The sequence below is a fragment of the Candidatus Accumulibacter phosphatis genome (assembly GCF_012939955.1).
GTDB lineage: Bacteria > Pseudomonadota > Gammaproteobacteria > Burkholderiales > Rhodocyclaceae > Accumulibacter > Accumulibacter delftensis.
The window spans coordinates 168,286-194,269 of sequence record NZ_SPMY01000025.1; the positions used below are offsets into that span (position 1 = coordinate 168,286).

General features: G+C 59.3%; 30 protein-coding genes, 3 tRNA genes and 8 pseudogenes. 37 read left to right on the top strand and 4 right to left on the bottom strand.

The genetic code is table 11. From position 1 onward, the window contains the following. Positions 1–38: 38 nt before the first annotated feature. The 3 genes from E4Q23_RS10065 to E4Q23_RS10075 all read right to left on the bottom strand — a co-directional run bounded on the left by E4Q23_RS10065 (position 39) and on the right by E4Q23_RS10075 (position 2,938). Entirely contained in the window at positions 39–407 is a 369-nt protein-coding gene (locus E4Q23_RS10065; RefSeq protein ID WP_336511661.1) for a PhaM family polyhydroxyalkanoate granule multifunctional regulatory protein, read from the bottom strand. Between the two features lie 230 nt (positions 408–637). Then, complete coding sequence (locus E4Q23_RS10070; RefSeq protein WP_211203706.1) at positions 638–1,429, bottom strand: class I SAM-dependent methyltransferase; 792 nt, start codon at positions 1,427–1,429, stop codon at positions 638–640. A gap of 84 nt (positions 1,430–1,513) precedes the next feature. After that, positions 1,514–2,938, bottom strand: coding sequence for an FAD-binding oxidoreductase (locus tag E4Q23_RS10075; RefSeq protein WP_169066513.1), 1,425 nt, complete (start codon positions 2,936–2,938; stop codon positions 1,514–1,516). Between the two features lie 183 nt (positions 2,939–3,121). Between E4Q23_RS10075 and E4Q23_RS10080 the strand changes: the two genes are divergently transcribed. From E4Q23_RS10080 to rplQ, 33 genes and pseudogenes are all read left to right on the top strand, one after another. Beyond that, positions 3,122–3,206, top strand: a tRNA-Tyr gene (locus tag E4Q23_RS10080). A 50-nt stretch (positions 3,207–3,256) separates the two neighbouring features. Further along, a tRNA-Gly gene (locus tag E4Q23_RS10085) sits at positions 3,257–3,330 on the top strand. Positions 3,331–3,375: 45 nt separating this feature from the next. Beyond that, a tRNA-Thr gene (locus E4Q23_RS10090) sits at positions 3,376–3,450 on the top strand. Positions 3,451–3,499: 49 nt separating this feature from the next. Then, positions 3,500–4,690, top strand: coding sequence for an elongation factor Tu (tuf, locus tag E4Q23_RS10095; RefSeq protein ID WP_169066514.1), 1,191 nt, complete (start codon positions 3,500–3,502; stop codon positions 4,688–4,690). A 60-nt stretch (positions 4,691–4,750) separates the two neighbouring features. Beyond that, positions 4,751–5,062, top strand: coding sequence for a 30S ribosomal protein S10 (rpsJ, locus tag E4Q23_RS10100; protein WP_169066515.1), 312 nt, complete (start codon positions 4,751–4,753; stop codon positions 5,060–5,062). 113 nt (positions 5,063–5,175) lie between these two features. Further along, the gene (gene rplC, locus E4Q23_RS10105; protein ID WP_169066516.1) at positions 5,176–5,820 is read left to right on the top strand and encodes a 50S ribosomal protein L3; all 645 of its coding nucleotides are present in this window, start codon (positions 5,176–5,178) and stop codon (positions 5,818–5,820) included. After that, positions 5,821–6,441: a 50S ribosomal protein L4 gene (gene rplD / locus E4Q23_RS10110; RefSeq protein WP_169066517.1), complete on the top strand. Its 621-nt coding sequence runs from the start codon at positions 5,821–5,823 to the stop codon at positions 6,439–6,441. Beyond that, positions 6,438–6,741: pseudogene (rplW, locus tag E4Q23_RS10115) on the top strand (50S ribosomal protein L23). Before rplD ends, rplW begins: the two are co-directional and overlap by 4 nt. Further along, a complete protein-coding gene (gene rplB, locus E4Q23_RS10120; RefSeq protein ID WP_169066518.1) occupies positions 6,741–7,571 on the top strand; it encodes a 50S ribosomal protein L2 in 831 nt (276 codons plus the stop codon). The pseudogene rplW and the gene rplB overlap by 1 nt, the downstream one beginning before the upstream one ends. Before the next feature lie 13 nt (positions 7,572–7,584). After that, positions 7,585–7,860 (top strand): 30S ribosomal protein S19, encoded by a 276-nt coding sequence (rpsS, locus tag E4Q23_RS10125; protein ID WP_042333105.1) that lies wholly within the window; start codon positions 7,585–7,587, stop codon positions 7,858–7,860. A gap of 4 nt (positions 7,861–7,864) precedes the next feature. Then, positions 7,865–8,202: pseudogene (gene rplV / locus E4Q23_RS10130) on the top strand (50S ribosomal protein L22). A gap of 9 nt (positions 8,203–8,211) precedes the next feature. Next, positions 8,212–9,063, top strand: coding sequence for a 30S ribosomal protein S3 (gene rpsC, locus E4Q23_RS10135; protein ID WP_169066519.1), 852 nt, complete (start codon positions 8,212–8,214; stop codon positions 9,061–9,063). After that, entirely contained in the window at positions 9,047–9,460 is a 414-nt protein-coding gene (rplP, locus tag E4Q23_RS10140; RefSeq protein ID WP_169066520.1) for a 50S ribosomal protein L16, read from the top strand. Before rpsC ends, rplP begins: the two co-directional genes overlap by 17 nt. Positions 9,461–9,462: 2 nt before the next feature. Next, entirely contained in the window at positions 9,463–9,657 is a 195-nt protein-coding gene (gene rpmC / locus E4Q23_RS10145) for a 50S ribosomal protein L29 (protein WP_034923805.1), read from the top strand. After that, positions 9,654–9,920 carry a 30S ribosomal protein S17 gene (rpsQ, locus tag E4Q23_RS10150; RefSeq protein WP_169066521.1) on the top strand — a complete coding sequence of 89 codons (267 nt, stop codon included), beginning with the start codon at positions 9,654–9,656 and terminating at the stop codon, positions 9,918–9,920. The genes rpmC and rpsQ overlap by 4 nt, the downstream gene beginning before the upstream one ends. 129 nt (positions 9,921–10,049) lie before the next feature. Next, complete coding sequence (gene rplN, locus E4Q23_RS10155; RefSeq protein ID WP_169066522.1) at positions 10,050–10,418, top strand: 50S ribosomal protein L14; 369 nt, start codon at positions 10,050–10,052, stop codon at positions 10,416–10,418. A gap of 8 nt (positions 10,419–10,426) precedes the next feature. Next, on the top strand, positions 10,427–10,744 hold the full coding sequence (gene rplX, locus E4Q23_RS10160; RefSeq protein WP_169066523.1) for a 50S ribosomal protein L24: 318 nt from the start codon (positions 10,427–10,429) through the stop codon (positions 10,742–10,744). A gap of 9 nt (positions 10,745–10,753) precedes the next feature. After that, positions 10,754–11,293, top strand: coding sequence for a 50S ribosomal protein L5 (gene rplE, locus E4Q23_RS10165; protein WP_169066524.1), 540 nt, complete (start codon positions 10,754–10,756; stop codon positions 11,291–11,293). Between the two features lie 6 nt (positions 11,294–11,299). Beyond that, positions 11,300–11,605, top strand: coding sequence for a 30S ribosomal protein S14 (gene rpsN, locus E4Q23_RS10170; protein WP_169066525.1), 306 nt, complete (start codon positions 11,300–11,302; stop codon positions 11,603–11,605). Positions 11,606–11,620: 15 nt separating this feature from the next. Continuing rightward, complete coding sequence (rpsH, locus tag E4Q23_RS10175; RefSeq protein WP_169066526.1) at positions 11,621–12,016, top strand: 30S ribosomal protein S8; 396 nt, start codon at positions 11,621–11,623, stop codon at positions 12,014–12,016. 9 nt (positions 12,017–12,025) lie between these two features. Continuing rightward, a pseudogene (gene rplF, locus E4Q23_RS10180) lies at positions 12,026–12,563 on the top strand (50S ribosomal protein L6). Positions 12,564–12,576: 13 nt separating this feature from the next. Then, the gene (gene rplR, locus E4Q23_RS10185) at positions 12,577–12,930 is read left to right on the top strand and encodes a 50S ribosomal protein L18 (RefSeq protein WP_169066552.1); all 354 of its coding nucleotides are present in this window, start codon (positions 12,577–12,579) and stop codon (positions 12,928–12,930) included. Between the two features lie 32 nt (positions 12,931–12,962). Continuing rightward, a pseudogene (gene rpsE, locus E4Q23_RS10190) lies at positions 12,963–13,486 on the top strand (30S ribosomal protein S5). A 7-nt stretch (positions 13,487–13,493) separates the two neighbouring features. Next, positions 13,494–13,673 (top strand): 50S ribosomal protein L30, encoded by a 180-nt coding sequence (gene rpmD / locus E4Q23_RS10195; RefSeq protein ID WP_169066528.1) that lies wholly within the window; start codon positions 13,494–13,496, stop codon positions 13,671–13,673. 1 nt (position 13,674) lies between these two features. Beyond that, positions 13,675–14,109 (top strand): 50S ribosomal protein L15, encoded by a 435-nt coding sequence (rplO, locus tag E4Q23_RS10200; RefSeq protein ID WP_169066529.1) that lies wholly within the window; start codon positions 13,675–13,677, stop codon positions 14,107–14,109. Positions 14,110–14,132: 23 nt separating this feature from the next. Beyond that, positions 14,133–15,460: pseudogene (secY, locus tag E4Q23_RS10205) on the top strand (preprotein translocase subunit SecY). 1 nt (position 15,461) lies between these two features. Further along, positions 15,462–15,681, top strand: a pseudogene (infA, locus tag E4Q23_RS10210) (translation initiation factor IF-1). A gap of 67 nt (positions 15,682–15,748) precedes the next feature. After that, positions 15,749–15,862 (top strand): 50S ribosomal protein L36, encoded by a 114-nt coding sequence (gene rpmJ, locus E4Q23_RS10215; RefSeq protein WP_169066530.1) that lies wholly within the window; start codon positions 15,749–15,751, stop codon positions 15,860–15,862. A 75-nt stretch (positions 15,863–15,937) separates the two neighbouring features. Then, positions 15,938–16,300 (top strand): 30S ribosomal protein S13, encoded by a 363-nt coding sequence (rpsM, locus tag E4Q23_RS10220; protein ID WP_169066531.1) that lies wholly within the window; start codon positions 15,938–15,940, stop codon positions 16,298–16,300. A 20-nt stretch (positions 16,301–16,320) separates the two neighbouring features. Then, positions 16,321–16,716, top strand: coding sequence for a 30S ribosomal protein S11 (gene rpsK, locus E4Q23_RS10225; protein ID WP_043563774.1), 396 nt, complete (start codon positions 16,321–16,323; stop codon positions 16,714–16,716). 12 nt (positions 16,717–16,728) lie between these two features. Beyond that, positions 16,729–17,358 carry a 30S ribosomal protein S4 gene (rpsD, locus tag E4Q23_RS10230; RefSeq protein ID WP_169066532.1) on the top strand — a complete coding sequence of 210 codons (630 nt, stop codon included), beginning with the start codon at positions 16,729–16,731 and terminating at the stop codon, positions 17,356–17,358. Between the two features lie 43 nt (positions 17,359–17,401). Beyond that, positions 17,402–18,376 (top strand): DNA-directed RNA polymerase subunit alpha, encoded by a 975-nt coding sequence (locus tag E4Q23_RS10235; protein WP_169066533.1) that lies wholly within the window; start codon positions 17,402–17,404, stop codon positions 18,374–18,376. A gap of 30 nt (positions 18,377–18,406) precedes the next feature. Next, positions 18,407–18,796 carry a 50S ribosomal protein L17 gene (rplQ, locus tag E4Q23_RS10240; protein ID WP_169066534.1) on the top strand — a complete coding sequence of 130 codons (390 nt, stop codon included), beginning with the start codon at positions 18,407–18,409 and terminating at the stop codon, positions 18,794–18,796. A 91-nt stretch (positions 18,797–18,887) separates the two neighbouring features. Here rplQ and E4Q23_RS10245 read toward each other — a convergent pair. After that, positions 18,888–20,739: pseudogene (locus tag E4Q23_RS10245) on the bottom strand (ABCB family ABC transporter ATP-binding protein/permease). Between the two features lie 222 nt (positions 20,740–20,961). Between E4Q23_RS10245 and E4Q23_RS10250 the strand changes: the two are divergent. The 4 genes and pseudogenes from E4Q23_RS10250 to E4Q23_RS10265 form a co-directional block, all read left to right on the top strand. Then, positions 20,962–21,751: pseudogene (locus tag E4Q23_RS10250) on the top strand (TetR/AcrR family transcriptional regulator). Then, on the top strand, positions 21,748–24,099 hold the full coding sequence (locus E4Q23_RS10255) for an acyl-CoA dehydrogenase (protein WP_211203708.1): 2,352 nt from the start codon (positions 21,748–21,750) through the stop codon (positions 24,097–24,099). Before E4Q23_RS10250 ends, E4Q23_RS10255 begins: the two are co-directional and overlap by 4 nt. An 86-nt stretch (positions 24,100–24,185) precedes the next feature. Next, positions 24,186–25,475, top strand: coding sequence for an acetyl-CoA C-acetyltransferase (locus E4Q23_RS10260; protein ID WP_169066535.1), 1,290 nt, complete (start codon positions 24,186–24,188; stop codon positions 25,473–25,475). A gap of 31 nt (positions 25,476–25,506) precedes the next feature. Beyond that, positions 25,507–25,984, top strand: a 478-nt coding sequence (locus E4Q23_RS10265) for an enoyl-CoA hydratase-related protein (RefSeq protein WP_211203709.1), incomplete at its 3' end; no start/stop codon positions are given.

Sequence of the window (25,984 nt, forward strand, 5' to 3'; positions counted from 1 at the left end):
GCGGCCCGGCCGGCACGTGCTGCCCGGCTTTTTTCCGCTTAGGGTTTCTTCGCCTCGTCGTCGCTTTGCCCAGCCTGTTGCGCGGCGGCCGCAGCCTGCTTCATCTGTTCCTGCATCTGCTGCATCATGGTCCAGGGCCACATCGCCGCTTGCTTGAGGGCGTCAGCGCCGCCTGCCGCACCGAGCAGTCCCGGCTGCGCGTCATCGCTTCCGCCAGCGGCACCAGGCGTGAAATTGGCTCCCATCTGGCCCATTGCGCGCACAGCGTTGAGCGTCACACATTGCATTTCGAGGCCCTGGATTGTCATTTGCAGCATCGACAAATTCATTTTCAGCCAGCTCTCGACCGCTTTAAGATCCCTGACCTTTTTCTCGATTTCCTCAACGTCCAGCGTCGGGGTGATCATGCCCGGCAAGGAAAAGCCCATATTGCCAAACATTTTTTTTTGCGAAGCTCATCGGATCGCTTAGAGAATCGTTACTGGACATTTTTTTTCGGCTCCGGTGGTGATGGAATCGGTCATGTTAGCAAAGTTTCACCGTCTCTGGGGTGGGGCGCCGATTGTTGCGAATCGCTGCTTGCTGGCAACCGTAGCGGCCGAGCTCGGTGTGCGCATGAAGCGTCGCCCCGGCGCGCTCACAGGCGGTAGCAGAAAAGTTGCGTATGGCACGCGTCGTCGACTTCGATGACCTGCTCGGCGGCGACATCGGGCACCGCGAAGCTGTTACTGATGAACAGCGTTCCGGGGCGCATTTCCCGCTGCGCCTTCTCCCAGAGGGCGGCCATCGGAACCGGCGAGAGGAAGGCATAGACGACGTCGTAGGCGCTCAGTTCGGTGCGCCAGAGGTCACCCCAACGCCAGTCGCAGTTGGCTAGCCCGGCCATGCGCAGGCGTCCGCAGGCCCAGGCCGCTGGGGCATTCTCGACGCCGGTGAAGTGCGCATCGGGCCGCTGCCGGGCGAGCGGACCGAGTACGCTGCCGACGCCGGCGCCAAGGTCGAGAAAGCGCATCTCGGGGATCTCGCGGGTCAACGTGGCGAGGGCTGCCGCGGTGGTGGCGTTGGACAGGAAGAGCGGTATCTGGCCACCTAATGCGCCGCGATAGACGAGTAGCAGCACGAAGAACAGCAGTAGGTACCAGCCCGGGTCAATGCCGATCATCGAAGCCGACCACGCCAGCGGTACGAAGAGCGTGTGGATTAGCCGCCACCACCAGGCCTGACGCGTGAGAGTGGCGAAAAGCAGTGCGGTGGCGCCTATGGCCAGAGCGGTTTGTGGCCACGGCAGCGGCTCGTTGCGCAGTCCGTAGTATGGCCAGGCCAGTGACAGCACGGCGAGCGTCGCGGCGAGTTGCAGGGCCAGTTGACGAAGTTGCGAGCCAAAGACGGGCGGCACGGCGTCAGTGGATTCGGGTGCGGGTGAAGACAAGCTCTTGCTCCGGAGGATTGGGCGCTGCGGTGGAATGTCGGCAGGGCTGCATGAGCGCATGGCCCGCGCTGCCGGCCTGCTGGCTCAGCTGGCCGTGCCGGGTGGCAGAACCTTGCCTGGGTTGAGCAGATTCGTCGGGTCCAGGGCTGTCTTGATGGCGCGCATTACGGCGATCGCCTCTGCGCCGTGTTCGCGCACCATGAATCGGGTCTTGCCGATGCCGATGCCGTGCTCGCCGGTGCAGGTTCCCGACATCGCCAGCGCCCGCTCGACGAGGCGTTCGTTGATCCATTCGGCGGCGTGCATGTCGGCCGCGCTGGTCGGGTCCACCAGCACCACCAGGTGAAAGTTGCCGTCGCCAACATGGCCAAAAAGGGCGATCGGGATCGACACCAGGGAGATGTCTTCGTTGGTCGCCTGGATGCACTCGGCGAGCCGGGAAATCGGCACGCAGACGTCCGTCGGCAAGGCGCGGCAACCTGGTTTGAGCTGCAGGCACGCGAAATAGGCGTCGTGGCGGGCCTGCCACAGGCGCGAACGGTCCTCGTTGTGCGTCGCCCAGGCGAACTCCTGGCCGCCGAAACCGCCGGCAATCCCCTGCACGATCTGCGCTTGTTCGCTGACCGCCGCCGGGCTGCCATGGAATTCGAAAAACAGTGTCGGTAGCTCGCGCAGCGTGGTATGGCTGTGGCGGTTGACTGCCGAAATGGTCAGCGCATCGAGCAGTTCTATGCGCGCCATGGGCACGCCCAACTGGATGGTCTGGATCACCGTGTCTACCGCTGCCTCGACATCGGGAAAGGCGCAGACCGCCGCCGACATGGCCTCGGGGATCGGATGCAGCTTGACGGTCAACTCGGTGATGATGCCCAGAGTCCCCTCGGAACCGATCAGTAGGCGCGTCAGGTCGTAACCGGCCGACGACTTTCGCGCCCGGCCGCCGGTCTTGATGATTTTCCCGTCGGCCAGGACCACCGTCATGCCCAGCACATTGTCGCGCATGGTGCCGTAGCGCACGGCGTTGGTTCCCGAGGCGCGTGTTGCGGCCATGCCGCCGAGCGAGGCATCTGCACCTGGGTCAATGGGAAAGAATAGCCCGCTGCCCTTCAGGGATGCGTTCAGCTGCAGGCGCGTGACGCCGGCTTCGACCGTGGCGTCGAGATCTTCGTTATGCGTGGCCAGGATGCGGTTCATCCCGGCAAGATCGATGGTGATGCCGCCGTGAATCGCCAGGACATGTCCTTCGACCGAACTACCAACGCCATAGGGGATGATGGGCACCTGCTGCCGATGGCATAGCCTGACCACGTCCGCAACTTCTTGCGTGCTGCGGGCAAAGAAAACAGCATCGGGCGGAGCCGCTTCGTGGACCGACTCATCCCGTCCGTGCTGCATGCGAATCGACTCGCCCTGCGAGAAACGCGAGCCGAAGTGGTCTTTCAGGGTCGCCACGAGATCCTCAGCGAGAGGCGGGTGCTTGGGTAAAGGACTGTTCAGTGAGGGGCTCATCGCGCCAGGAGGATCCTTTTTTTTCGTGCTACGGAAAGGGACGCAAGCGATTTTACGCCCTTGAGTACGCGAAAGTGTCAAAAGAGCTGTACGCGGCCTTTGCTTCTCGTCTATAATCTTGCGCTGCTCGAAAAACAATTTGACAGTTATTTTCCCAGGTGCCAGAATCCTGGGTTCTGAGCTGGAGGGATACCCAAGTGGCCAACGGGATCAGACTGTAAATCTGACGGCTCTGCCTTCGAAGGTTCGAATCCTTCTCCCTCCACCAAAATGCCGCTGTTGGCGGTCTTGTTTTAGCGTGCTTCGGGTAATGGTTTTGCGGGTGTAGCTCAATGGTAGAGCTGAAGCCTTCCAAGCTTATGACGAGGGTTCGATTCCCTTCACCCGCTCCACGTTGGCGTTGTGACCGCAGAACAGCTTCAGGCATCGCGCACACCGCCCATGTAGCTCAGCGGTAGAGCACTCCCTTGGTAAGGGAGAGGTCGACAGTTCAATTCTGTCCATGGGCACCACTGTTTGGTGCCGTAGATTCACTAATTTTAACGTCTTGAGGTACCGGTAATGGCCAAGGGAAAATTTGAACGTACGAAGCCGCACGTCAACGTTGGCACGATTGGGCACGTTGACCACGGCAAGACAACGCTGACGGCGGCGATCACGACCATTCTGTCGAAGAAGTATGGCGGTACCGCCAAAGCCTACGACCAGATCGATGCGGCGCCGGAAGAGAAGGCGCGCGGGATCACGATCAATACCGCGCACGTCGAGTACGAGACGGCAAAGCGCCACTACGCGCACGTCGATTGCCCGGGTCACGCTGACTACGTGAAGAACATGATCACCGGTGCCGCGCAGATGGACGGCGCGATTCTGGTGTGCTCGGCCGCTGACGGTCCGATGCCGCAGACGCGTGAGCACATTCTGTTGGCCCGCCAGGTGGGCGTACCGTACATCATTGTCTATCTGAACAAGTGCGACATGGTTGATGATGCCGAGCTGCTCGAGCTGGTGGATATGGAAGTGCGCGAGCTGCTTTCCAAGTACGATTTCCCGGGCGACGACGTGCCGATCATCCAGGGTTCTGCCCTAAAGGCCCTTGAGGGTGACCTCGGCGAGCTGGGTGAGCTGTCGGTGCTGGCGCTGGCGGATGCGCTGGATAGCTACATTCCGACCCCCGAGCGTGCGATCGACAAGCCGTTCCTGCTGCCGATCGAAGACGTTTTCTCGATCTCCGGTCGCGGTACGGTAGTTACCGGTCGTGTCGAGCGCGGCATCGTCAAGGTGGGTGAAGAAGTCGAGATTGTTGGTATCCGGCCGACGGTGAAGACCATCTGCACCGGCGTCGAGATGTTCCGCAAGCTGCTCGACGAAGGTCGGGCGGGCGACAACGTTGGTGTTCTGCTGCGCGGCGTCAAACGTGAAGACGTCGAGCGCGGTCAGGTGCTGGCCAAGCCCGGTTCGATCAAGCCGCACACCCACTTCTCGGGTGAGGTGTATGTCTTGTCGAAAGAAGAGGGTGGTCGTCACACGCCGTTCTTCAATAACTATCGCCCGCAGTTCTACTTCCGCACGACGGATGTGACCGGTGCCATCTCGATGCCTGAAGGTGTTGAAATGGTGATGCCTGGTGACAACATCCAGATGACGGTCAAGCTGATTGCGCCGATCGCCATGGAAGAAGGCCTGCGCTTCGCTATTCGCGAAGGTGGCCGTACCGTCGGTGCCGGCGTGGTTGCAAAAATCATCGAGTAGTTTGAAAAAAATACTTCGGGCGGCGCCAGTTGGGCCGCCCATCGCTCTTTGGAATATGACATGCAAAGCCAAAAAATACGGATTCGTCTGAAAGCCTTCGACTATCGCTTGATCGATCAGTCTGCCCAGGAGATCGTCGAAACCGCCAAGCGTACCGGCGCTGTTGTTCGTGGTCCGGTGCCGCTGCCAACGCGCATCCAGCGTTTTGACCTTCTTCGCTCGCCGCACGTCGACAAGACTTCGCGTGATCAGTTCGAGATGCGTACCCATCTTCGCTTGATGGACATCATCGATCCAACCGACAAGACCGTCGATGCGCTGATGAAGCTTGACCTGCCGGCGGGTGTCGACGTCGAAATTAAGTTGCAGTAGCGACTGCCTTACGGCTATAATTGCCGGCTTTGGTCGGGCAGCTGCGTTCTCACGCTGCCCGTTTTGTTTGAAGCGCTCGCCGGCCAATCGTAGCCGGTCAGAGGAGAATAAACATGAGTCTAGGCCTTGTTGGACGCAAGGTCGGCATGACGCGCATTTTTACCGAGGCTGGCGCAAGCATCCCGGTAACCGTGCTCGATGTGTCGAACAATCGCGTCGCTCAGATCAAGACGCAGCAAAACGACGGCTATTCCGTCGTGCAGTTGGCTTTTGGCAAGCGGCGTCCGTCGCGTGTAAGCAAGCCGCTGGCCGGGCACCTGGCCAAGGCTGGCGTCGAAGCCGGTCACGTATTGAAAGAATTTCCTGTTTCTGCCGAGGAGCTCGCTGAGCTGAAGGCTGGCGACCAGGTAAGTATCACCATCTTTGCGGTCGGCCAGAAGGTTGATGTCACCGGCCAGACGATCGGCAAGGGTTTCTCCGGTGCGATCAAACGGCATCACTTTTCGTCTCAGAACGCAACGCACGGCAACTCCGTGTCGCACAAGGCGCTGGGCTCGACGGGTATGGCGCAGGATCCGGGGCGTGTTTTTCCGGGCAAGAAGATGGCTGGTCATCTGGGTGCTGCCAAGCGCACCCAGCAAAATCTCGAAGTCATCCGCGTCGACGTCGAACGACAGTTGCTGCTGCTCAAGGGTGCGGTTCCCGGCTCCAAGGGGTCGGACGTGATCGTGCGTCCTGCAGTCAAGGCGGGGGCATAAATGGAACTCAAGCTTATTAATGAGCAGGGCCAGGAGGCGAGTCTCCTGCAGGCTTCTGATGTTCTCTTCGGTCGCGAATATAGCGAAGCTCTGGTGCACCAGGTGTTGGTTGCTTATCAGGCCAACGCTCGTAGTGGCAATCGCGCTCAGAAAGACCGTGCTGACGTTCGTCACTCGACGAAAAAGCCTTGGCGGCAGAAAGGCACGGGTCGGGCTCGTGCGGGCATGTCGTCGTCGCCAATCTGGCGTGGTGGTGGTCGGGTCTTTCCAAGTACGCCGGACGAAAACTTCAGCCACAAGCTGAACCGCAAGATGTACCGCGCCGGTATGGCGGCCATTCTTTCCCAGTTGGTCCGTGAAGATCGTCTGGCAGTGGTCGATGAGTTTTCGATCGAGGCGCCGAAGACAAAATTATTTGCGGCGAAGATCAAGAGTTTGGGCTATGAGTCCGTACTGGTGATCACTGAGGAGCTTGGTGAGAACGTGTTTCTCGCTTCGCGCAACCTTCCCAATGTGTTGGTTGTGGAAGTTCAGCAGGCCGATCCCGTGTCGCTGGTCCGTTTCCCGAAGGTGTTGATCACCAGGGGTGCGCTGGCCAAGTTTGAGGAGATCCTGGGATGAATCCAGAACGCCTGATGCAAGTACTGCTCGCCCCACAGATCTCCGAGAAGGCGACCTTTATCGCCGACAAGCACGAGCAGGTGATTTTTTCGCGTGGTGCCGGATGCGACCAAGCCTGAAGTCAAGGGGGCTGTCGAGTTGCTGTTCAAGGTTTCGGTGAAATCGGTTCAGATGGCCATCGTCAAGGGCAAGCAAAAGAAGTTTGGTCGCGCGATGGGTCGGCGAAAAAGTTGGAAGAAAGCCTACGTGTGCCTGCAAGCGGGGCAGGAGATTAACTTCGTCGATGGAGGGGGCTTCTGATGGCACTCGTCAAAGTCAAGCCGACTTCGCCAGGCCGGCGTGCGGTTGTCAAGGTCGTTAATCCGAAGCTGCACAAGGGCGCGCCGCTGGCGGCCCTGGTCGAGTCACAGTCGCAGCACGCTGGGCGCAACAATAATGGTCATGTCACCAACCGCCACCGTGGCGGCGGTCACAAGCAGCACTATCGCCTGGTTGACTTCAAGCGTACCAAGGACGGCATTCCGGCCAAGGTCGAGCGCCTTGAGTATGATCCAAACCGAACGGCGAGCATTGCTCTCCTCTGTTATGCGGATGGTGAGCGGCGCTACATCATCTCGCCGCGCGGTCTGGTCGTTGGTCAGCAGGTGATCAGTGGCTCGGAAGCGCCGATCAAGGTGGGTAATACGCTGCCGATTCGCAATATTCCGGTGGGTACGACGATCCATTGTGTCGAGATGATTCCCGGCAAGGGTGCGCAGCTCGCGCGCTCTGCGGGTACCTCGGTGCAGTTGCTTGCCCGCGAAGGTGTGCATGCTCAGCTGCGCTTGCGTTCTGGCGAGATCCGCCGGGTGCATGTCGACTGCCGCGCGACGATTGGGGAAGTGGGTAACGAAGAGCACAGCTTGCGCTCGATCGGCAAGGCTGGCGCGAACCGCTGGCGCGGCATCCGTCCGACTGTTCGTGGTGTGGCGATGAACCCGGTCGATCACCCGCATGGCGGTGGTGAAGGCAAGACGGCGGCGGGTATGCACCCGGTCAGCCCCTGGGGTACCAAGACCAAAGGTTATCGTACTCGTCGCAACAAGCGCACGACCTCGATGATCGTGCAGCGCCGTAGTAACAAACGCTAAGGGATAGAGAACCATGGGACGTTCCGTTAAAAAGGGCCCGTTTGCCGATGCCCATCTGATCAAAAAGGTGGACGCCGTGCGCGCGACGGGCGACAAGCGCCCGATCAAGACCTGGTCGCGCCGTTCGACCGTATTGCCGGATTTTGTTGGCCTGACGATTGCTGTGCATAACGGCAAGCAGCACGTACCGGTGTATGTCACAGAGAATATGGTCGGGCATAAGCTCGGCGAGTTTTCGCTGACACGCACTTTCAAAGGTCATACGGCCGGCAAAAAGGCAAAGAGGTAGAACAATGAATATGGAAACTCGTGCTGTTTTGCGCGGCGTTCGCCTGTCGAGCCAGAAGGGTCGACTGGTTGCCGATCAGATCCGCGGCCTGCCGGTGGATAAGGCCCTCAACATCCTGACCTTCAGCCCGAAAAAAAGGTGCGGCAATCATCAAGAAAGTGCTTGAGTCGGCGATCGCCAACGCCGAGCACAATGATGGGGCTGATATTGATGAGCTGAAAGTCACAACCATCTGCGTCGAGAAGGGCATGGTGCTCAAGCGCTTTACGGCACGGGCGAAAGGGCGCGGCAACCGGATCGTCAAGCCGACCTGTCACGTTTTTTCTGACCGTCGGCAACTGAGGAATAAGTATGGGACAAAAGATTCATCCTACTGGGTTTCGGCTGGCTGTTACTCGTGATTGGTCGTCGCGCTGGTATGCGAACAAGAAAGACTTCGCTGGAATGCTCAACGAAGATGTGCAAGTCCGCGAGTTCCTGAAAAAGAAACTCAAGCACGCTTCCGTCGGCCGCGTTCTCATTGAGCGCCCTGCCAAGAATGCGCGCGTGACTATTTTCTCGGCGCGCCCTGGCGTGGTTATCGGCAAAAAGGGCGAAGAGATCGATAATCTGCGCGGCGCGTTGCAGAAGATCATGGGTGTGCCTGTGCATGTCAGCATCGAAGAGATTCGCAAGCCGGAAATCGATGCGCAGCTGATCGCGGATTCGATTACCCAGCAACTCGAGAAGCGCATCATGTTTCGCCGCGCGATGAAGCGGGCGATGCAGAACGCCATGCGGCTCGGTGCGCAAGGGATCAAGATCATTAGCTCGGGTCGCTTGAACGGTGCCGAGATTGCTCGTCGTGAGTGGTATCGCGAGGGGCGTGTGCCGCTGCACACGCTGCGTGCCGATATTGACTATGCCACCTCGAAAGCGCTGACCACCTATGGACTGATTGGTGTCAAGGTCTGGGTCTACAAGGGTGAAACAATTAGTCGCCACGATCAGACGCTAGCGGCTCCGGAAGGTGCGGCCGACGAGCAGGCGCGCAAACCGCGTCGTGCTACCCGTCCCGGGGATGCCGAGCGACCGCGCGTCGCGGTGAGGGTAAAGCCAGAGGGCCAGGAAGACGCAGCAGGCGTCGAGGGAGCCGCTCCGGACGCGAAGGCGCCGGTGAAACGTGTAAGAAAGGCAGGAACCACAGATGCTTCAGCCAGCTAGAAGAAAGTACCGCAAAGAGCAGAAAGGCCGTAATACCGGCCTGGCGACGCGCGGAGCCAAGGTGAGTTTCGGCGAGTACGGGCTCAAGGCAATTGGTCGCGGTCGTTTGACGGCTCGGCAGATCGAAGCCGCCAGGCGGGCCATGACGCGCCATATTAAGCGCGGTGGCCGGATATGGATCCGGATTTTCCCGGACAAGCCGATTTCGAAGAAGCCTGCGGAAGTGCGCATGGGAAGCGGTAAAGGAAACCCGGAATACTGGGTTGCCGAGATCAAGCCCGGCAAGGTTCTGTACGAGATGGATGGCGTAAACGAAACCCTGGCGCGTGAAGCGTTTTCGCTGGCTGCTGCGAAGCTGCCCATTCCGACGGTTTTCGTAACGCGTATGGTAGGTTGATCATGAAAGTCAGTGAACTCAGAGCAAAAACGGTCGACGAACTGAACAAGGAGTTGCTGGACTTGCTGAAGGCCCAGTTTGGTCTGCGGATGCAGCTGGCAACGCAGCAGTTGTCCAACAATAGTCAGATCGGTAAAGTGCGTCGGCAGATTGCGCGCGTACGCACTCTTCTTCGTGAAAAGGCAGTTCAACAATGAGCGAGACCACCAGCAGCAAGCGCACCTTGGTCGGGCGCGTCGTCAGCGACCGCATGGACAAGACGGTGACGGTCGTCGTCGAGCGCCGTGTCAAGCACGCGATTTACGACAAAATCATGATGCGCTCAAGCAAGTACCACGCGCATGATGACGGCAATGAAGCCAAGGCAGGTGACCTGGTCGAAATCCAGGAGTGTCGCCCGCTATCAAAAAGCAAGTCGTGGGTTGTCACCAAGCTTCTAGAACGCGCGGTTGCGATTTAAAGCTTGCTTTGTTCTCAAGAGCGGCTATAATGCCGCCTTCCTCGCGCTCGGCTGACTCTCGCCTCTGAGCGTTTCTACCCCTACGGGTTCCAAGACTGACCGCTGCTGCGGGACAAGTTGGAGTGACAGATGATTCAAGTACAGACAGTTCTCGACGTCGCCGATAACACCGGTGCGCGCTCGGTGATGTGCATTAAAGTGCTGGGCGGCTCCAAGCGCCGCTACGCGAGTGTTGGCGACATTATCAAGGTCACCGTCAAGGATTCGGCGCCGCGTGGGCGTGTCAAGAAGGGCGACGTATACAGCGCGGTGGTTGTGCGCACGGCCAAGGGTGTGCGCCGCACGGATGGCTCCCTGGTCAAGTTCGACCATAACGCAGCTGTCCTCCTGAATAACAAGATGGAGCCGATTGGTACGCGTATTTTCGGACCGGTTACGCGCGAGCTGCGCGGCGATCGGTTCATGAAGATCGTCTCCCTGGCGCCGGAAGTGCTGTAAGGAAGGTCATGGAAAAGATTCGTAAAGGCGATGACGTCGTCGTCATTGCCGGAAAAGACAAGGGAAAGCGCGGTTCCGTGCTGCAGCGTACTGATTCCGAGCATGTGCTGGTCTCCGGGGTTAATCGCGTCAAGAAGCATGTCAAGCCAAATCCCGTAAAAGGTATCGTCAGCGGCATCATCGAAAAAGAGATGCCGCTGCACGTATCAAATGTATCGCTCTACAATCCGGCGACCAAAAAAGCGGATCGTGTTGGCTTCAAGTTGCTTGAAGACGGTACGAAAGTGCGCTTTTTCAAATCGAACGGCGAAGTGTTGGGGGCCTAAGGAGTAGTCATGGCACGTTTACTGGATTACTACAAGACCACGGTGGTGGCGCAGCTTACCGAAAAGTTCGGCTACAAGTCGGCTATGGAAGTGCCGCGTATCACCAAGGTGACGCTCAACATGGGTGTGGGTGAGGCGATCGCTGACAAGAAGGTGCTTGAGCACGCGATTGGCGACTTGACCAAGATCGCCGGACAGAAACCGGTGACCACCAAGGCACGCAAATCAATTGCTGGCTTCAAGATTCGCACCGGCTATCCGATTGGCTGCATGGTCACTCTGCGTGGGCCGCGCATGTTCGAATTCATTGATCGTCTGGTGACCGTGGCGCTGCCGCGGGTGCGTGACTTTCGCGGTATATCGGGCAAGGGTTTTGATGGCCGTGGCAATTACAACATGGGCCTCAAAGAACAGATCATCTTCCCGGAAATCGAGTACGACAAGATCGACGCGCTGCGCGGCATGAACGTCAGCGTCACGACGACTGCGAAGACCGATGACGAAGCGCGTGCCTTGCTTGGCGCGTTTAAATTTCCCTTCAGGAACTGAGACGAAATGGCAAAACTCTCTGTGATCAACCGCGGTGAGAAGCGGCGCAAGACAGTCGAAAAGTATGCCAAGAAGCGTGCCGAACTGATGGCGGTCATGAACGACCAGAGTCTGTCGGTTGAGGATCGCTTCGAGGCCCGGCTGAAAGTGCAGGCGCTGCCGCGCAACGCGAGCCCGGTTCGGCTGCGTAACAGGTGTGCGTTGACCGGTCGTCCGCGTGGCGTCTTTCGCAAGTTCGGTCTGGGTCGTGGCAAGCTTCGCGACTTCGTCATGCAAGGTGAGGTCCCCGGAATGATCAAGGCTAGCTGGTAGGCAGGAGAGAACGATATGAGTATGAGCGATCCGATCAGCGATATGCTGACACGCATCCGGAATGCCCAGATGGCAAACAAGGCCTCCGTCGCCATGCCGTCTTCCAAAGTAAAGATTGCCATCGCCCAGGTATTGAAGGACGAGGGCTATGTCGAAAATTTCGGCGTCAGTCCCAACGATGGCAAGCCGATTCTGGAGATTGGCTTGAAGTACTACGCCGGTCGTCCGGTGATCGAGCGAATCGATCGCGTTTCCCGGCCAGGCCTGCGGATCTATCGAGGTGCCGACAACATTCCTCCGGTCATGAACGGTCTTGGTGTGGCCATCGTGTCCACGCCCAAGGGTGTCATGACTGACCGCAAGGCACGCGCCAGCCATATTGGCGGCGAAGTGCTCTGCGTCGTCGCGTAAGGGGTAACTATGTCCCGCGTTGCAAAAAAAACCAATTGTTCTGCCGCAGGGTGTCGCGGTAGATCTGTCGTCCGATCGAATTTCCGTGAAGGGCCCTCTGGGCTCTCTCGAGTTTGCGTCGCATCCGGCGGTCACTGTCACGCTCGAAGACGGAAGCCTGTCGTGCAAGGCGGTGGTCGGAGTGGCCGAGTCAGTCGCCATGTCGGGCACGATGCGCGCTGTCGTCGCCAATATGGTGACCGGGGTGAGTGCCGGGTTCGAGCGCAAGTTGAATCTCGTTGGCGTCGGCTATCGTGCCCAGGTGCAGGGTGACACGCTAAATCTGACGCTTGGATTTTCGCACCCGGTTGCCTACAAGCTGCCAGGGGGTGTCACTGCGACGACTCCGACGCAGACCGAAATCGTCATCAAGGGTGTCGACCGGCAACTCGTTGGCCAAGTGGCCGCAGAGGTTCGTGCCTACCGTCCGCCGGAGCCTTACAAGGGCAAGGGCGTTCGCTATGTCGACGAAGTGGTCGTGATCAAAGAAACGAAGAAGAAGAAGTAAGGGTGCTGAGATGATTGACAAGAAACAGGCGCGTTTGCGCAGGGCTCGCAAAACCCGGGCCAAAATTGCCGAACTGAAGTCGGTACGTCTGTCGGTTCACCGCAGCAACTGCCACATCTATGCGCAGGTGATTTCAGCCTGTGGCACCAAGGTCCTGGCTGCCGCCTCGTCGCTGGAGCCTGAAGTGCGCAAGAGTATGCCCAACGGAGGTGATGTCGGTGCCGCCAAGGCAATTGGGCAACTGGTTGCCGAGCGTGCCAGGAAGGCCGGGATCGAGCAGGTCGCCTTTGACCGTTCCGGGTTTCAATATCACGGACGGGTCAAGGCGCTTGCCGAGGCGGCGCGTGAAGCCGGCCTTAAGTTCTGACCGCCGCACCCTGCAAAGAATTGGAGTAATCAATGGCTAGACCACAAGGCAGAAAACCGCAGCAGTCTGACAAACCCGATGACGGCATGCGCGAGAAAATGATTTCGATCAACCGCGTAACCAAGGTGGTCAAGGGCGGTCGGATTCTCGGTTTCGCGGCGCTTACCGTCGTTGGTGATGGTGACGGACGCGTGGGTATGGGCAAGGGCAAGTCGCGCGAAGTGCCGGTGGCTGTTCAAAAAGCCATGGAAGAGGCGCGGCGCAACCTAATCAAGGTAAGCCTCAAGAACGGTACTCTGCAACATACCGTTTTTGGCCGGCACGGTGCATCGACGGTGATGATGCAACCTGCGCCGGAGGGTACGGGTGTGATCGCCGGTGGTGCGATGAGAGCAGTGTTCGACGTGATCGGAATGACTAACGTGGTCGCCAAGCACACGGGTCGACCAATCCCTATAATGTTGTCCGCGCGACGATCAACGGCCTCCGCTCGATGACCACGCCTGCCGAAGTTGCGGCCAAGCGAGGCAAGACCGTCGCCGAGATCCAGGGGTAAGAGATGCTTGAGAAAAAAAGTAAAAGTGACGCTTGTCAGGAGCCTGATCGGGACCAGAGAATCGCATCGTGCGACAGTGCGCGGCCTGGGTCTGCGGCGGATGCATAGTAGCGCGATACTTGAAGATACTCCGGCGGTTCGCGGGATGATCAACAAGGTCAGCTATCTCTTGAAATGTGAGGGCTGAGATGGACCTGAATACTGTTCAAGCTGGCGAGGGTGCCCGCACAAACAAAAAGCGCGTTGGTCGTGGCGTTGGTTCCGGTTGGGGCAAGACTTGTGGGCGTGGTCACAAAGGCCAGAAATCGCGTGCCGGTGGCTTTCACAAAGTGGGTTTTGAGGGCGGTCAGATGCCTTTGCAGCGCCGTCTTCCCAAACGTGGCTTCAAGTCGCTGACCGGCGCTCGTAATGTAGAAGTACGGCTGTCTGACATTGCGCGCTTGCCAGTTGATGAGATCGATTTGGCGACCTTGCGTCAGGCGAACCTGGTGCCTCAGCAAGTGCTGGCGGCAAAGGTTGTTCTGTCGGGCGGGATCACGCGGAAAGTGTTGCTCAAGGGTGTTGGCGCAACTGCCGGCGCTCGAGCCGCGATCGAAGCCGCGGGCGGCAGCGTCTCCGAATAACGAGTTGGCAGGGGTGAAATTCTTTGGCAACTAGTCCTAGCACAGTCAGCAAAGGCGGGAAATTCGGCGACCTGAAACGTCGGCTTTGGTTCCTGCTCGGCGCTCTGGTTGTGTACCGGATCGGTGCGCATATCCCCGTTCCGGGAATCGATTCGCAAGTTCTCGCCGAGCTCTTCGGTAGGCAGCAGGGCGGCATTCTGGGCATGTTCAACATGTTCTCCGGCGGTGCATTGTCGCGGTTCACAATTTTTGCGCTGGGGATCATGCCGTATATTTCGGCGTCGATCATCATGCAGTTGATGACCCATGCCAGTCCGCAGTTGGAGGCGCTGAAGAAAGAGGGCGAAGCCGGAAGGCGCAAGATCACGCAGTACACGCGCTACGGTACGGTCGCTCTGGCTCTGTTTCAGGGGATGGGCATAGCCGTGGCGGTAGAGTCGCAGCCGGGCCTGGTGCTTGACCCGGGAATGATGTTTCGCTTCGTCACCGTTACCACGCTAGTCACCGGAACGATGTTCCTGATGTGGCTGGGCGAGCAGATCACCGAACGGGGACTGGGCAATGGAATCTCGCTGATTATTTTCGCAGGTATCGCAGCGGGCTTGCCAAGTGCCATCGGGGGTCTGCTGGAGCTGGTCCGAACTGGCGCGATGCATCCGCTGACGGCGCTGGTGATCTGTGTTCTCGTGGTCTTGGTCACCGCTTTTGTGGTCTTCGTCGAGCGCGGTCAGCGCAAGATTCTGGTGAACTACGCGAAGCGTCAGGTGGGCAACAAGGTTTACGGCGGGCAAAGCTCGCATCTGCCGCTGAAGCTGAACATGGCGGGTGTGATCCCGCCGATCTTTGCCTCGTCGATCATTCTCTTTCCAGCAACGATCGCCGGCTGGTTTGGTAGCGGTGAGTCGGGGCGTTGGCTGAAGGATATCGCTGGTGCGCTGTCGCCAGGACAGCCGATCTATGTGATGCTTTATGCTGCAGCGATTATTTTCTTTTTGCTTTTTTCTATACGGCCCTGGTTTTCAACTCCAGGGAAACGGCAGACAATCTGAAGAGAAGTGGGGCCTTCGTTCCGGGGATCCGACCGGGGGATCAGACGGCCCGCTACATTGACAGGATACTGATGCGTTTGACACTTGTCGGCGCTCTCTACATTACCATCGTGTGCTTGCTACCAGAGTTCATGATCCTGAAGTGGAATGTCCCCTTCTACTTTGGCGGCACTTCGCTATTAATCATCGTCGTTGTGACGATGGATTTTATGACCCAGGTGCAGGCCTACACGATGTCGCACCAGTACGAGAGCCTGCTGAAGAAGGCTAACTTCAAAGGCTCCGGGTTACCGGCGAAATAGGATGGCAAAGGAAGATTTAATTGAAATGCAGGGCGAGGTTATCGAAAACCTCCCCAACGCAACATTTCGGGTGAAACTGGAGAACGGTCACGTAGTTCTTGGTTTTTATCTCTGGCAAGATGCGCATGCACTACATTCGCATTCTGCCAGGTGACAAGGTGACGGTTCAGCTGACACCCTATGACTTGAGCAGAGCGCGAATAGTCTTCCGCGCCAAGTGAAGAATCTCTACGCAACAATTCGGTTTCAGGCTGGCTGCGCCTGCTGCCGAAGAATCAGGAGTTAACAATGAAAGTGCTGGCCTCTGTGAAGCGCATCTGCCGGAAATGCAAGATCGTTCGGCGTCACGGCATTGTGCGCGTGATCTGTACGGATCCACGTCACAAACAGCGTCAAGGTTGATCGCTGCGACCCGGATGCAAGGGTCGTCAGTCGGTTGAAGTATAACTGTAAGTTTGGATTAGTTGGGGTGAATCAATGGCCCGCATCGCAGGCGTAAACCTACCGAACCACCAGCACGCCGAGATTGCGCTCACCGCGATCTACGGTATCGGCCGTCCGCGCGCACAGAAGATTTGTGATGCTGCTGGGGTTTTACGTTCCACCAAGATGAAGGATATGACGGAAGCCGAGTTGGAGCGTTTACGCGACCAGATTGGCAGATTTGCCGTCGAGGGCGATTTGCGCCGCGAAGTCACGATGAGCATCAAGCGCTTGATGGACCTCGGGTGCTACCGTGGCCTTCGTCATCGCAAGGGCCTGCCGTCTCGCGGTCAGCGTACGAAGACCAACGCCCGCACCCGGAAAGGTCCGCGCAAGCCGATCGCCGGCAAGAAGTGATTAGCAAATAGGATCTGACCATGGCCAAGACCGCTGGAAAAGTTCGCAAAAAAGTCAAGGTAAAGAAGAACGTAGCTGAGGGCGTCGCCCATATTCACGCATCGTTCAACAATACCATTATTACCATTACCGATCGTCAGGGTAACGCCCTGTCGTGGGCTACCTCGGGCGGCGCCGGTTTCAAGGGCTCACGTAAGAGCACTCCGTTTGCGGCGCAGGTGGCTGCTGAAGCGGCCGGCAAAGTGGCTGTCGAGTGTGGCGTCAAAAACCTCGAAGTGCGCATCAAGGGCCCTGGCCCGGGACGCGAGTCTTCGGTGCGTGCACTCAACGCGCTTGGCATGAAGATTACGGCGATTACCGATGTGACGCCGATCCCGCACAACGGCTGCCGTCCGCCGAAGAAGCGTCGGATTTAAGGAGAAGATAGAGTGGCTCGCAACCTAGATCCGAAGTGCCGTCAGTGCCGCCGCGAAGGCGAGAAGCTGTTCCTGAAGGGCGAAAAGTGTTTTACCGACAAATGCGCCATCGAGCGTCGCTCGTATGCACCGGGACAACACGGCCAGAAGTCGGGACAGCGTCTGTCCGACTACGGTGTACACCTGCGCGAAAAGCAGAAAATCCGGCGTATCTACGGTGTCCTAGAGGGACAGTTCCGTAAGGTCTACAAAGAAGCGGACCGTCGCAAAGGGGTGACCGGGGAGGTGCTGCTGCAGTTGCTGGAAGCTCGCCTTGACAACGTCGTCCATCGCATGGGCTTCGCGGCATCGCGCTCGGAGTCCCGCCAGTTGGTCAGGCACAACGGCATGCTGGTGAACGGCCGTCGGGTCAACATTCCGTCTTACCAGGTGCGTCCAGGCGATGTCATCGAGGTTTGCGAGAAGGCCAAGGCGCAGCTTCGTGTCAAGGCTTCAGCTGCCGCTGCCGAATCGCGGGGTTTTCCGGCGTGGGTAGAAGTGGACGCAAAGACGCTGAAAGGCACCTATAAGGCGCATCCGGAACGGAGTGAACTGCCGCCGACGATCAACGAGAGTCTGGTCATCGAGCTCTACTCGAAGTAGTAGTGGCTAGGCAGGCTTGACGGTATCAGGCAAAGGACAGTACATGCAAAGCAGTGGACTATTTAAACCGCGCATTATCGATGTGCAGAGCTTGTCGCCGGTGCATGCTCGGGTGGTCATGGAGCCGTTTGAACGCGGTTACGGGCATACTCTGGGCAATGCCCTGCGGCGGATTCTGCTCTCTTCGATGCCCGGCTACGCGCTGACCGAGGTAAGCATAGACGGAGTCCTCCACGAGTACTCGTCAATTGACGGCGTTCAGGAGGATGTCGTCGATATTTTGCTCAACCTCAAGGGCGTGGTCTTCAAGTTGCACAACCGCGAGGAGGTGGTTGTTCGTCTCGCCAAGGAAGGCAAGGGTGTGGTTCGTGCGGCCGATATCGAGGTTTCTCACGATGTCGAGATAATCAACCCGGAACACGTGATTGCCCACCTTTCAGCCGGTGGCAAGCTGGCCATGGAAATGAAGGTTGAAAAGTCGCTTGGTTATGTGGCGGGCAATGTTCGCGACCTGGGCGACGGCGGGAAGAGCATCGGCAAACTGGTTCTCGACGCGTCATTCAGCCCGGTTCGTCGGGTCAGCTATAACGTTGAGAGCGCTCGCGTCGAGCAACGCACCGACCTTGACAAGCTGATCATGGAAATCGAGACCAACGGAGCGATTGAACCGGAAGAGGCGATTCGCACCGCGGCTCGTATTTTGATGGAACAACTTTCGGTGTTTGCCGATCTTGCTGGAACGGCGTTGCCCGTCGAATATCAGAAGACGGTGCAGGTGGACCCGCTCCTGTTGCGCCCGGTGGACGATCTTGAGCTGACCGTGCGGTCGGCGAATTGTCTGAAAGCGGAAAACATCTACTACATTGGTGATCTGATTCAGCGGACCGAGAACGAACTGCTGAAGACGCCTAATCTCGGGCGTAAGTCGCTTAACGAAATCAAGGAAGTGTTGGCCGCGCGCGGCCTGACGCTTGGCATGAAGCTTGAGAACTGGCCGCCGGCCGGGCTCGACAAATAAGTCGCCGGACAAGAACAGGAAGGAATTGATATGCGTCACCGTTTGGGTCTTCGCAAACTGAATCGTACCAGCGCCCATCGGCTGGCGATGTTGCGCAATATGACTGTATCTCTGCTGCGTGAAGAGGTCATCAAGACGACTTTGCCCAAGGCAAAGGAACTTCGCCGGGTTGTCGAGCCGATCATCACGCTTGGCAAGAAGCCGAGCCTTGCCAATCGGCGCCTGGCGTTTGACCGCCTACGCGACCGTGACATGGTCGTCAAAGTGTTTGATGAGCTTGGACCGCGTTTCGCGACGCGTAATGGCGGCTATCTGCGGATTCTCAAGTGTGGTTTCCGTGTCGGTGATAACGCCCCGATGGCTCTGGTCGAATTGCTGGACCGGCCCGAAGGCGAGGCTGCTACGGGCGCTGCCGAGTAAAAGCTGGGGCTCACAAGCTGGCGTAAGCCTCCGCGGATAAAAAAACCAGGCCTGGCCTGGTTTTTTTGTGTGTGATGTTAGCGGCTTTTGGTTAGCGGATGGCGCTGCGCCCGACCGGGACGACGGTCGCCGACGCCGCCTTTGGCGCCGTCTCCTCCTGCTGCTGCAGCTCCCACATCTGCGCGTAGAGGCCTCTGGCCTGCAACAGCTGCGGGTGCGAACCGCGCTCGACGATGCGTCCAGCGTCCATGACCAGGATCTGGTCCGCATTCATGATCGTCGATAGGCGGTGGGCGATGACCAGCGTGGTCCGCCCGCGGGCCGCGTTGTCAAGGCTGGCCTGGATCGCTTTTTCGGTTTTTGAGTCCAGGGCCGAGGTGGCTTCATCGAAGATCAGTACCGGCGGGTTCTTGAGCAGCGCGCGAGCGATCGCCACGCGCTGCTTTTCACCCCCGGAGAGTTTCAGGCCGCGCTCGCCGACGCGCGTTTCGTAGCCATCAGGGAGCTGCTCGATGAAACGCGCTAGCTGAGCCGCTGCCGCAGCAGCCAAGACTTCGTCGTGGCTGGCGTCCGGGCGACCGTACTGAATGTTGTAGTAGATGCTGTTGTTGAAGAGCACGGTATCCTGCGGAACGATGCCGATCGCGGCGCGCAGACTGGCTTGGGTCAGCTGTCGTAAATCGCTCCCGTTGGCGCGGATCTGGCCGCCGCTGACATCGTAGAAGCGATACAGAAGGCGCGCCAGGGTTGATTTGCCGGAGCCCGACTCGCCGACCACGGCGACCGTGTGGCCGGCAGGGATAGTGAAGTCGACGCTGTGCAGAATCTGGCGGTTCGCTTCGTAGAAGAAGTCGACTGCGCAGAAACGGACCTGCACGGGGCCGGGCGGCAGTACGGTGGCGGAGGTTGCGTCGGCGATTTCGCGGTTGACCGCGAGCAGACCGAACATGCGCTCGATGTCGGTCAGCGACTGTCGAATTTCCCGGTAGACGACGCCGAGGAAGTTGAGTGGCATGTAGAGCTGAATCAGGAAGGCATTGACCAGTACCAGGTCACCAATGGTCATCGTGCCATCAACGACGCCAGCGGCAGCTCGCCACATCATTGCCGTCACCCCCAAAGCGATACTGACCTGCTGACCAAGGTTCAGCCAGGACAGCGAGATTCGGCTTCTCGTCGTGGCGTCTTCCCAGTCGCCCAGTTGTTGGTCGTAGCGTTGCGCTTCATATTCCTCGTTGTTGAAATATTTGACTGTCTCGTAGTTGATCAGGCTATCGATGGCGCGCGTATTGGCGGCCGAGTCGGTCTCGTTGACTTTCCGTCTGATGGCGATTCGCCAGTTGCTCACCTTGACCGTGAACACCACGTAGGCGCCCAGCGAAGCCAGGGTGATGAGGACGAAGACGCTGTCGTAGCGGGCAAAGAGGATGGCCAGGACGAGGCCGATTTCGACCAGGGTGGGGAGGATCGAATAGAGCGCATAGCTGATCAGATTGGAAATCGAGCGGCTGCCGCGCTCGATATCGCGTGACACCCCACCGGTTTCGCGATGCAGGTGAAAGCGAAGTGACAGTTCGTGCAGGTGGCGAAAGACTTCCACCGCGATGCGCCGCACGGCGCGTTGTGTGACGCGCGCAAAGAGGATTTCGCGCAACTCCGTAAACAGGGTGCTCGAAAAAACGTAGCGCGCCGTACAAGGCGAGCAGCAGGGCTGGCAGAACCAGCACCTGCTGCTCGCTGCTCAGGGCGTCGATCATGTCCTTGAAAACCAGGGGCACGGCAACGTTGGCCAGCTTGGCAGTGAACAGGCAGGACAGCGCCAACAGGACCCGCCACTTGTACTGCCACAGATACGGAACGAGCTTTTTCAGCGTTAGCCAGAGGTGGGCGTCGGCGGCTGCTGGGCGATCGAGAGCGGCGGTGGACGTGGTAGAGCGGCGCATGTGAGTGATGAGGTGGTGGTGGACCAGCGCTGCAGTATGCCTGTTGTGACGGCGCAGGGCCGCGAGGCCGGTACAGAAAGATGCAAAAAAGCCTTGCATTTGCCAGCAGCCGACCCTAGTATTCAAACGAACGTTTGAACGAAGCTTGGGCGCGCTCTTCAGCTTCGCTCCTAGCGGTTCATCGAACTACTCCAGCCTGAACATTTTTGGACCATCGATCTCATGGCCGATCAAAAGACCAATCACGATACTCGCGAACGCATCCTGGATGTCGCCGAGCTGCTGTTCATGACGAACGGTTATGAAGGGACGTCAATGCGCGTGATCACCAGCGGTGCTGAGGTCAATCTGGCGGCTGTGAATTACCATTTCGGTTCCAAGGAGGCGCTGCTGCGCGAGGTTTTCCGGCGCCGGCTCAGCTGGCTGAATCGCGAGCGACTGCACGCGCTCGACTTACTCGAAGCGGAGGCGGCTGGCGCGCCGCTGAAGCCTTCGCAGATCCTCGAAGCCTTTTTTGGCACGCTCTTGCGCATCGGTGAGGACTCCTCTCTTGGCGGCATGACTTTCCTGCGCCTGCTCGGTCGCACCTTGACCCAACCGGCGGAGTTCATCCGGACTTTTTTTTGCCAGCGAGTATGCGGAAGTAATCGACCGCTACAAGCAGGCGCTGTTCAGCGCCTTGCCCGACGTTCCGCAAGCCGAACTCGTCTGGCGCCTGCATTTCATGCTTGGTGCCATGTCCTACGCGATTGCCGGCACGGACGTTCTGCGAGTGCTTACCGGCTGTGAGTTGGGCGATTGGGCCGGTGAGGGCGCTGCTGACAGTGTCGACGATAGCGCTCTCGCCAAGCGGCTTGCGCAGCGCTTGATGCCGTTTCTGCTCGGTGGCCTGCGCGCCCCGCTGCCGTCAGGTCTGCAGTCACTGACCGCTTCGCCCGCTTCGCCCGATTCGCCCAGCGCGGGCGACACGGAGCCGCAAACCTCGAATCACTTACTGGAGAAACAGCCATGATCACGACGATCATCTTGGTGCTCATCGGCATCACTCTGCTGAGCATTGCCATACTGATCAGCGTTCGCCCCTGGCGGCAGTCGCTGATAAGCCGTCGTGTTTTCGCGACCTACAAACGCATTCTGCCGCAGATGTCGGACACCGAGCGCGAAGCGCTCGAAGCCGGGACGGTCTGGTGGGACGGCGAACTGTTCCGCGGCAATCCCGACTGGAACCAGCTGCTCGCCTATCCGGTACCAAAACTCAGCGCTGAAGAGCAGTCCTTCATGGACCATGAAGTCGAAGAAGCCTGCGCGCTGGTCGATGACTGGAAGGTCACCAGCGAAGACTTCGACATGACGCCGGAAGCGTGGCAATACATCAAGAGCAAGGGCTTTCTCGGGATGATCATTCCGAAGAAATACGGTGGCCTGGAGTTCTCGGCGTTCGCACATTCACAGATTGTCACCAAATTGTCGACGCGTAGCTCGTCCTTGTCGGTGTCGGTGATGGTGCCGAACTCGCTTGGCCCCGCCGAACTCCTTCTGCACTACGGTACTGACACGCAGAAGAATCACTACCTGCCACGCCTGGCCAAGGGCCTCGAAGTGCCGGCTTTCGCCCTCACCAGTCCGTGGGCGGGTTCCGACGCCGGCTCGATTCCCGACGTCGGCATCGTCTGCAAGGGGCTCTGGAAAGGCCAGGAAGTGGTCGGCATGCGGGTGACCTGGGACAAGCGTTACATCACGCTGGGCCCGGTATGCACCCTCCTCGGCCTGGCGTTTCACCTCTATGACCCCGCTGGGCTGCTTGGTGACAAGAAGCATATCGGTATTACCTGCGCGCTGGTGCCGCGCGACACGCCGGGTGCCGATATCGGTCGCCGCCACGTGCCGCTGAATGCGATGTTCATGAACGGTCCGACGCGTGGCAAGGACGTGTTCATGCCTTTGGACTACGTGATCGGCGGTCCGGGCATGGTCGGGCAGGGCTGGCGGATGCTGATGGAGTGTCTGGCCGCAGGTCGCTCGATCTCGCTGCCTTCGTCGAATGCCGGTATGGCCCAGCTTACGGCCCGCACGGTCGGCGGCTACGCCCGCGTTCGCAGCCAGTTCAAGATGGCTATCGGGCGCTTCGAGGGCGTCGAAGAGCCGCTCACCCGCATTGGTGCGTACACCTACATGATGGACGCCGTCCGCAAGATGACTGCCGGCGCCATCGATCTCGGTGAGAGGCCATCGGTGGTTTCGGCGATCGCCAAATATCATGTCACCGAGCGTGCTCGCCAGGTGGTCAATGACGGCATGGACATTGTCGGCGGCAAGGGGATCTGCCTGGGCCCGTCAAACTTCATCGGTCGAGCCTATCAGCAGTTGCCGATCGGTATCACCGTCGAAGGCGCGAACATCCTGACGCGCAGCATGATCCTCTTTGGCCAGGGCGCTATCCGCTGCCATCCCTACGTGCTCAAGGAAATGAAGGCGGCCTACAACCCGGATGCCAAGCAGGGCTTGCTTGACTTCGACGAAGCCTTCTTTGGTCATGCTGCCTATACCGTCAAGCACGCCTTCGGGGCGCTCGGGAAGGGCCTGACTGGCTCCCATTTTGTTTCGGTGCCGGCCAATGTGGCGCCGGAGACCAGGCGCTACTACCAGCAACTGACACGCTTCTCTTCGGCTTTCGCTTTCCTCGCCGACATCTCGATGCTGGTCCTTGGTGGCGAACTGAAGCGGCGCGAAAAGCTCTCTGCGCGTCTGGGCGACATTTTGTCGATGCTCTATCTGTGCTCGGCGACGCTCAAGCGTTACGAGTCGGAAGGCCGTCAGCAGGCCGATGCACCGCTGATGCACTGGGCTATGTGGGACACCATGTACAAGGCGCAGATGGCTTTTGACGGCGTGATTGCCAACTTCCCCGTGCGCTGGATCGGGCGCATGCTGTATCGCATCGTTTTCCCGCTCGGTCATCCTTACGATGTGCCGTCGGACAGGATTGGGCACCAGGTGGCCAAGCTGATGATCGAGCCGTCTGCTTCGCGCGATCGACTGACGGCGGAAACCTATCTGCCGAAAGTGGCTAGCGAACCGGTCGGTGCGGTCGAACTGGCCCTGCTGGCGACGATCGAGGCGGAGCCGATCGAGGCCAGGATTCGGGCGGCGGAAAAGGCCGGCGCGTTGGCCGACAACCCGGACGCCAACGTTCGCGATCTGGTACATGCAGCTTTCGCCGCCGGCATCGTTACCACCGCCGAGTACGCAGTACTCAAGCGGCGCAACGAACTGCGCGACATCGTCATCCATGTCGACGATTTTCCATACGATCTGGGCCGTTCGCGCGCACAAGCCCTGCTTCACAAGGCGGCAGCGTAGAGGTGATCGAGGCGGTATGCGGAGGTACGGCGCTTGCGCCATGCCTCTGTCCTTGATTTGCAGCGAGAATTAACTCGGGAGACAGAATGGGATTCCAGCCAGTGTATGTGGTGGACGGTGCGAGAACGCCGTTCCTCAAGGGGCGCAACGCGCCCGGGCCATTTTCGGCCAGCGATCTGGCGGTACAGGCCGGCCGCGCGCTGCTGATTCGCCAGTCCTTCGCGGCCAGCGATTTCGACGAGGTGATTCTCGGTTGCGCCAGTCCTTCGCCGGATGAAGTGAACATCGGCCGTGTTGTCGCCCTGCGCCTGGGTTGCGGTCACAAGGTGCCGGCGTGGACGGTGATGCGTAACTGCGCCAGCGGCATGCAGGCGCTCGATTCGGCAATCGCCAATATCCAGAACGGACGCTCGCAACTGGTCCTGGCCGGTGGTGTCGATGCCCTGTCGCACGCAGCGCTGCTTTACTCGGAAGCGATGGTGCGCTGGTTCGCGCAGATGATGCAGGCGAGGACGCTCAGCGAGAAGGCCGCTGTGTTCGCCAAGCTGCGTCCGGCACAACTGCTGTCGCCGGTGATCGCTCTGCTGAAAGGTTTGACCGACCCGAACATTGGTCTGCTGATGGGGCAGACGGCGGAAAATCTTGCCTGGCGCTTCGGGATTTCGCGTCACGACATGGATCAATTCAGCGTTGGTAGCCACCAGCGAGCCGTTGCCGCCCGTGCCGCCGGACACCTTGGCGAGATCGTTCCGCTGCTTGACACTCAAGGCACGGTCTATGGCGAAGACGATGGTGTGCGTGCCGATTCGAACCTCGCTGCTCTGAGCAAGCTGAAGCCGTTTTTCGATCGTCGTTACGGCCGCGTCACGCCGGGCAACAGCTCGCAAATCAGCGACGGTGCCGCCTGGCTGATCCTCGCCTCCCAGGCCGCCATCGACAAGTGGGGGCTCGAGCCGCTCGGCAGAATCACGGATAGCCAATGGGCTGCTCTCGACCCGGCGCAGATGGGCCTTGGTCCGGTACACGCGGCGACGCCGATCCTGCAGCGCAACGGACTGGCGCTCGATGACGTCGATCTCTGGGAAATCAACGAAGCCTTCGCCGCGCAGGTGCTTGGCTGCCTGGCTGCCTGGGAATCGGACGAGTACTGCCGTGAGCAGCTGGACTTGCCGGCGGCCTTTGGCTCGCTGCCGCGGGCGCGTCTCAATGTCGATGGCGGTGCGGTCGCCGTCGGTCATCCGGTCGGCGCGTCGGGTGCGCGTATCGTTCTGCACCTGCTGCATGCCTTGCGCGCAGCCAAGGCCAGGCGCGGCGTCGCAGCGATCTGCATCGGCGGTGGCCAGGGCGGTGCGATGCTCGTTGAGAGCATCGGCTGATGGCAGTCACTGGCAAACATGAGGACAAGGCATGAATATCGAAAGCAATGCTTACCGCAACTGGCAGCTCGAGGTGGATGGTGCAGGGCTGGCCTGGGCGACATTGGACAGAGTCGGCGAGACGACGAATTCACTGTCCAGCGAGGTGATGGACGAACTGGCATCGATTCTCGCTCGCTTCGACAGCGAGCCACCGAAAGGGCTGATTTTCCGTTCCGGAAAGTCGGCAGGCTTTATCGCCGGTGCGGACATTCAGGAGTTCACCCAGCTCGACACGCCCGCAAAAGGCATCGCGCTGGTTGAGCGCGGCTGGCAGCTCTTCAATCGCCTGGCAGCAGTCAGCTATCCGACGCTGGCGCTGGTGCGCGGCCATTGCCTGGGTGGCGGTCTCGAACTGGCGTTGGCGTGCCGCTATCTGCTGGTCGTCGACGAGCCAGCGACGCGGCTGGGCCTGCCCGAGGTCGTGATGCTGGGCATCGGTTCCTGGCTGGGGATGGCATGGTTGCGTC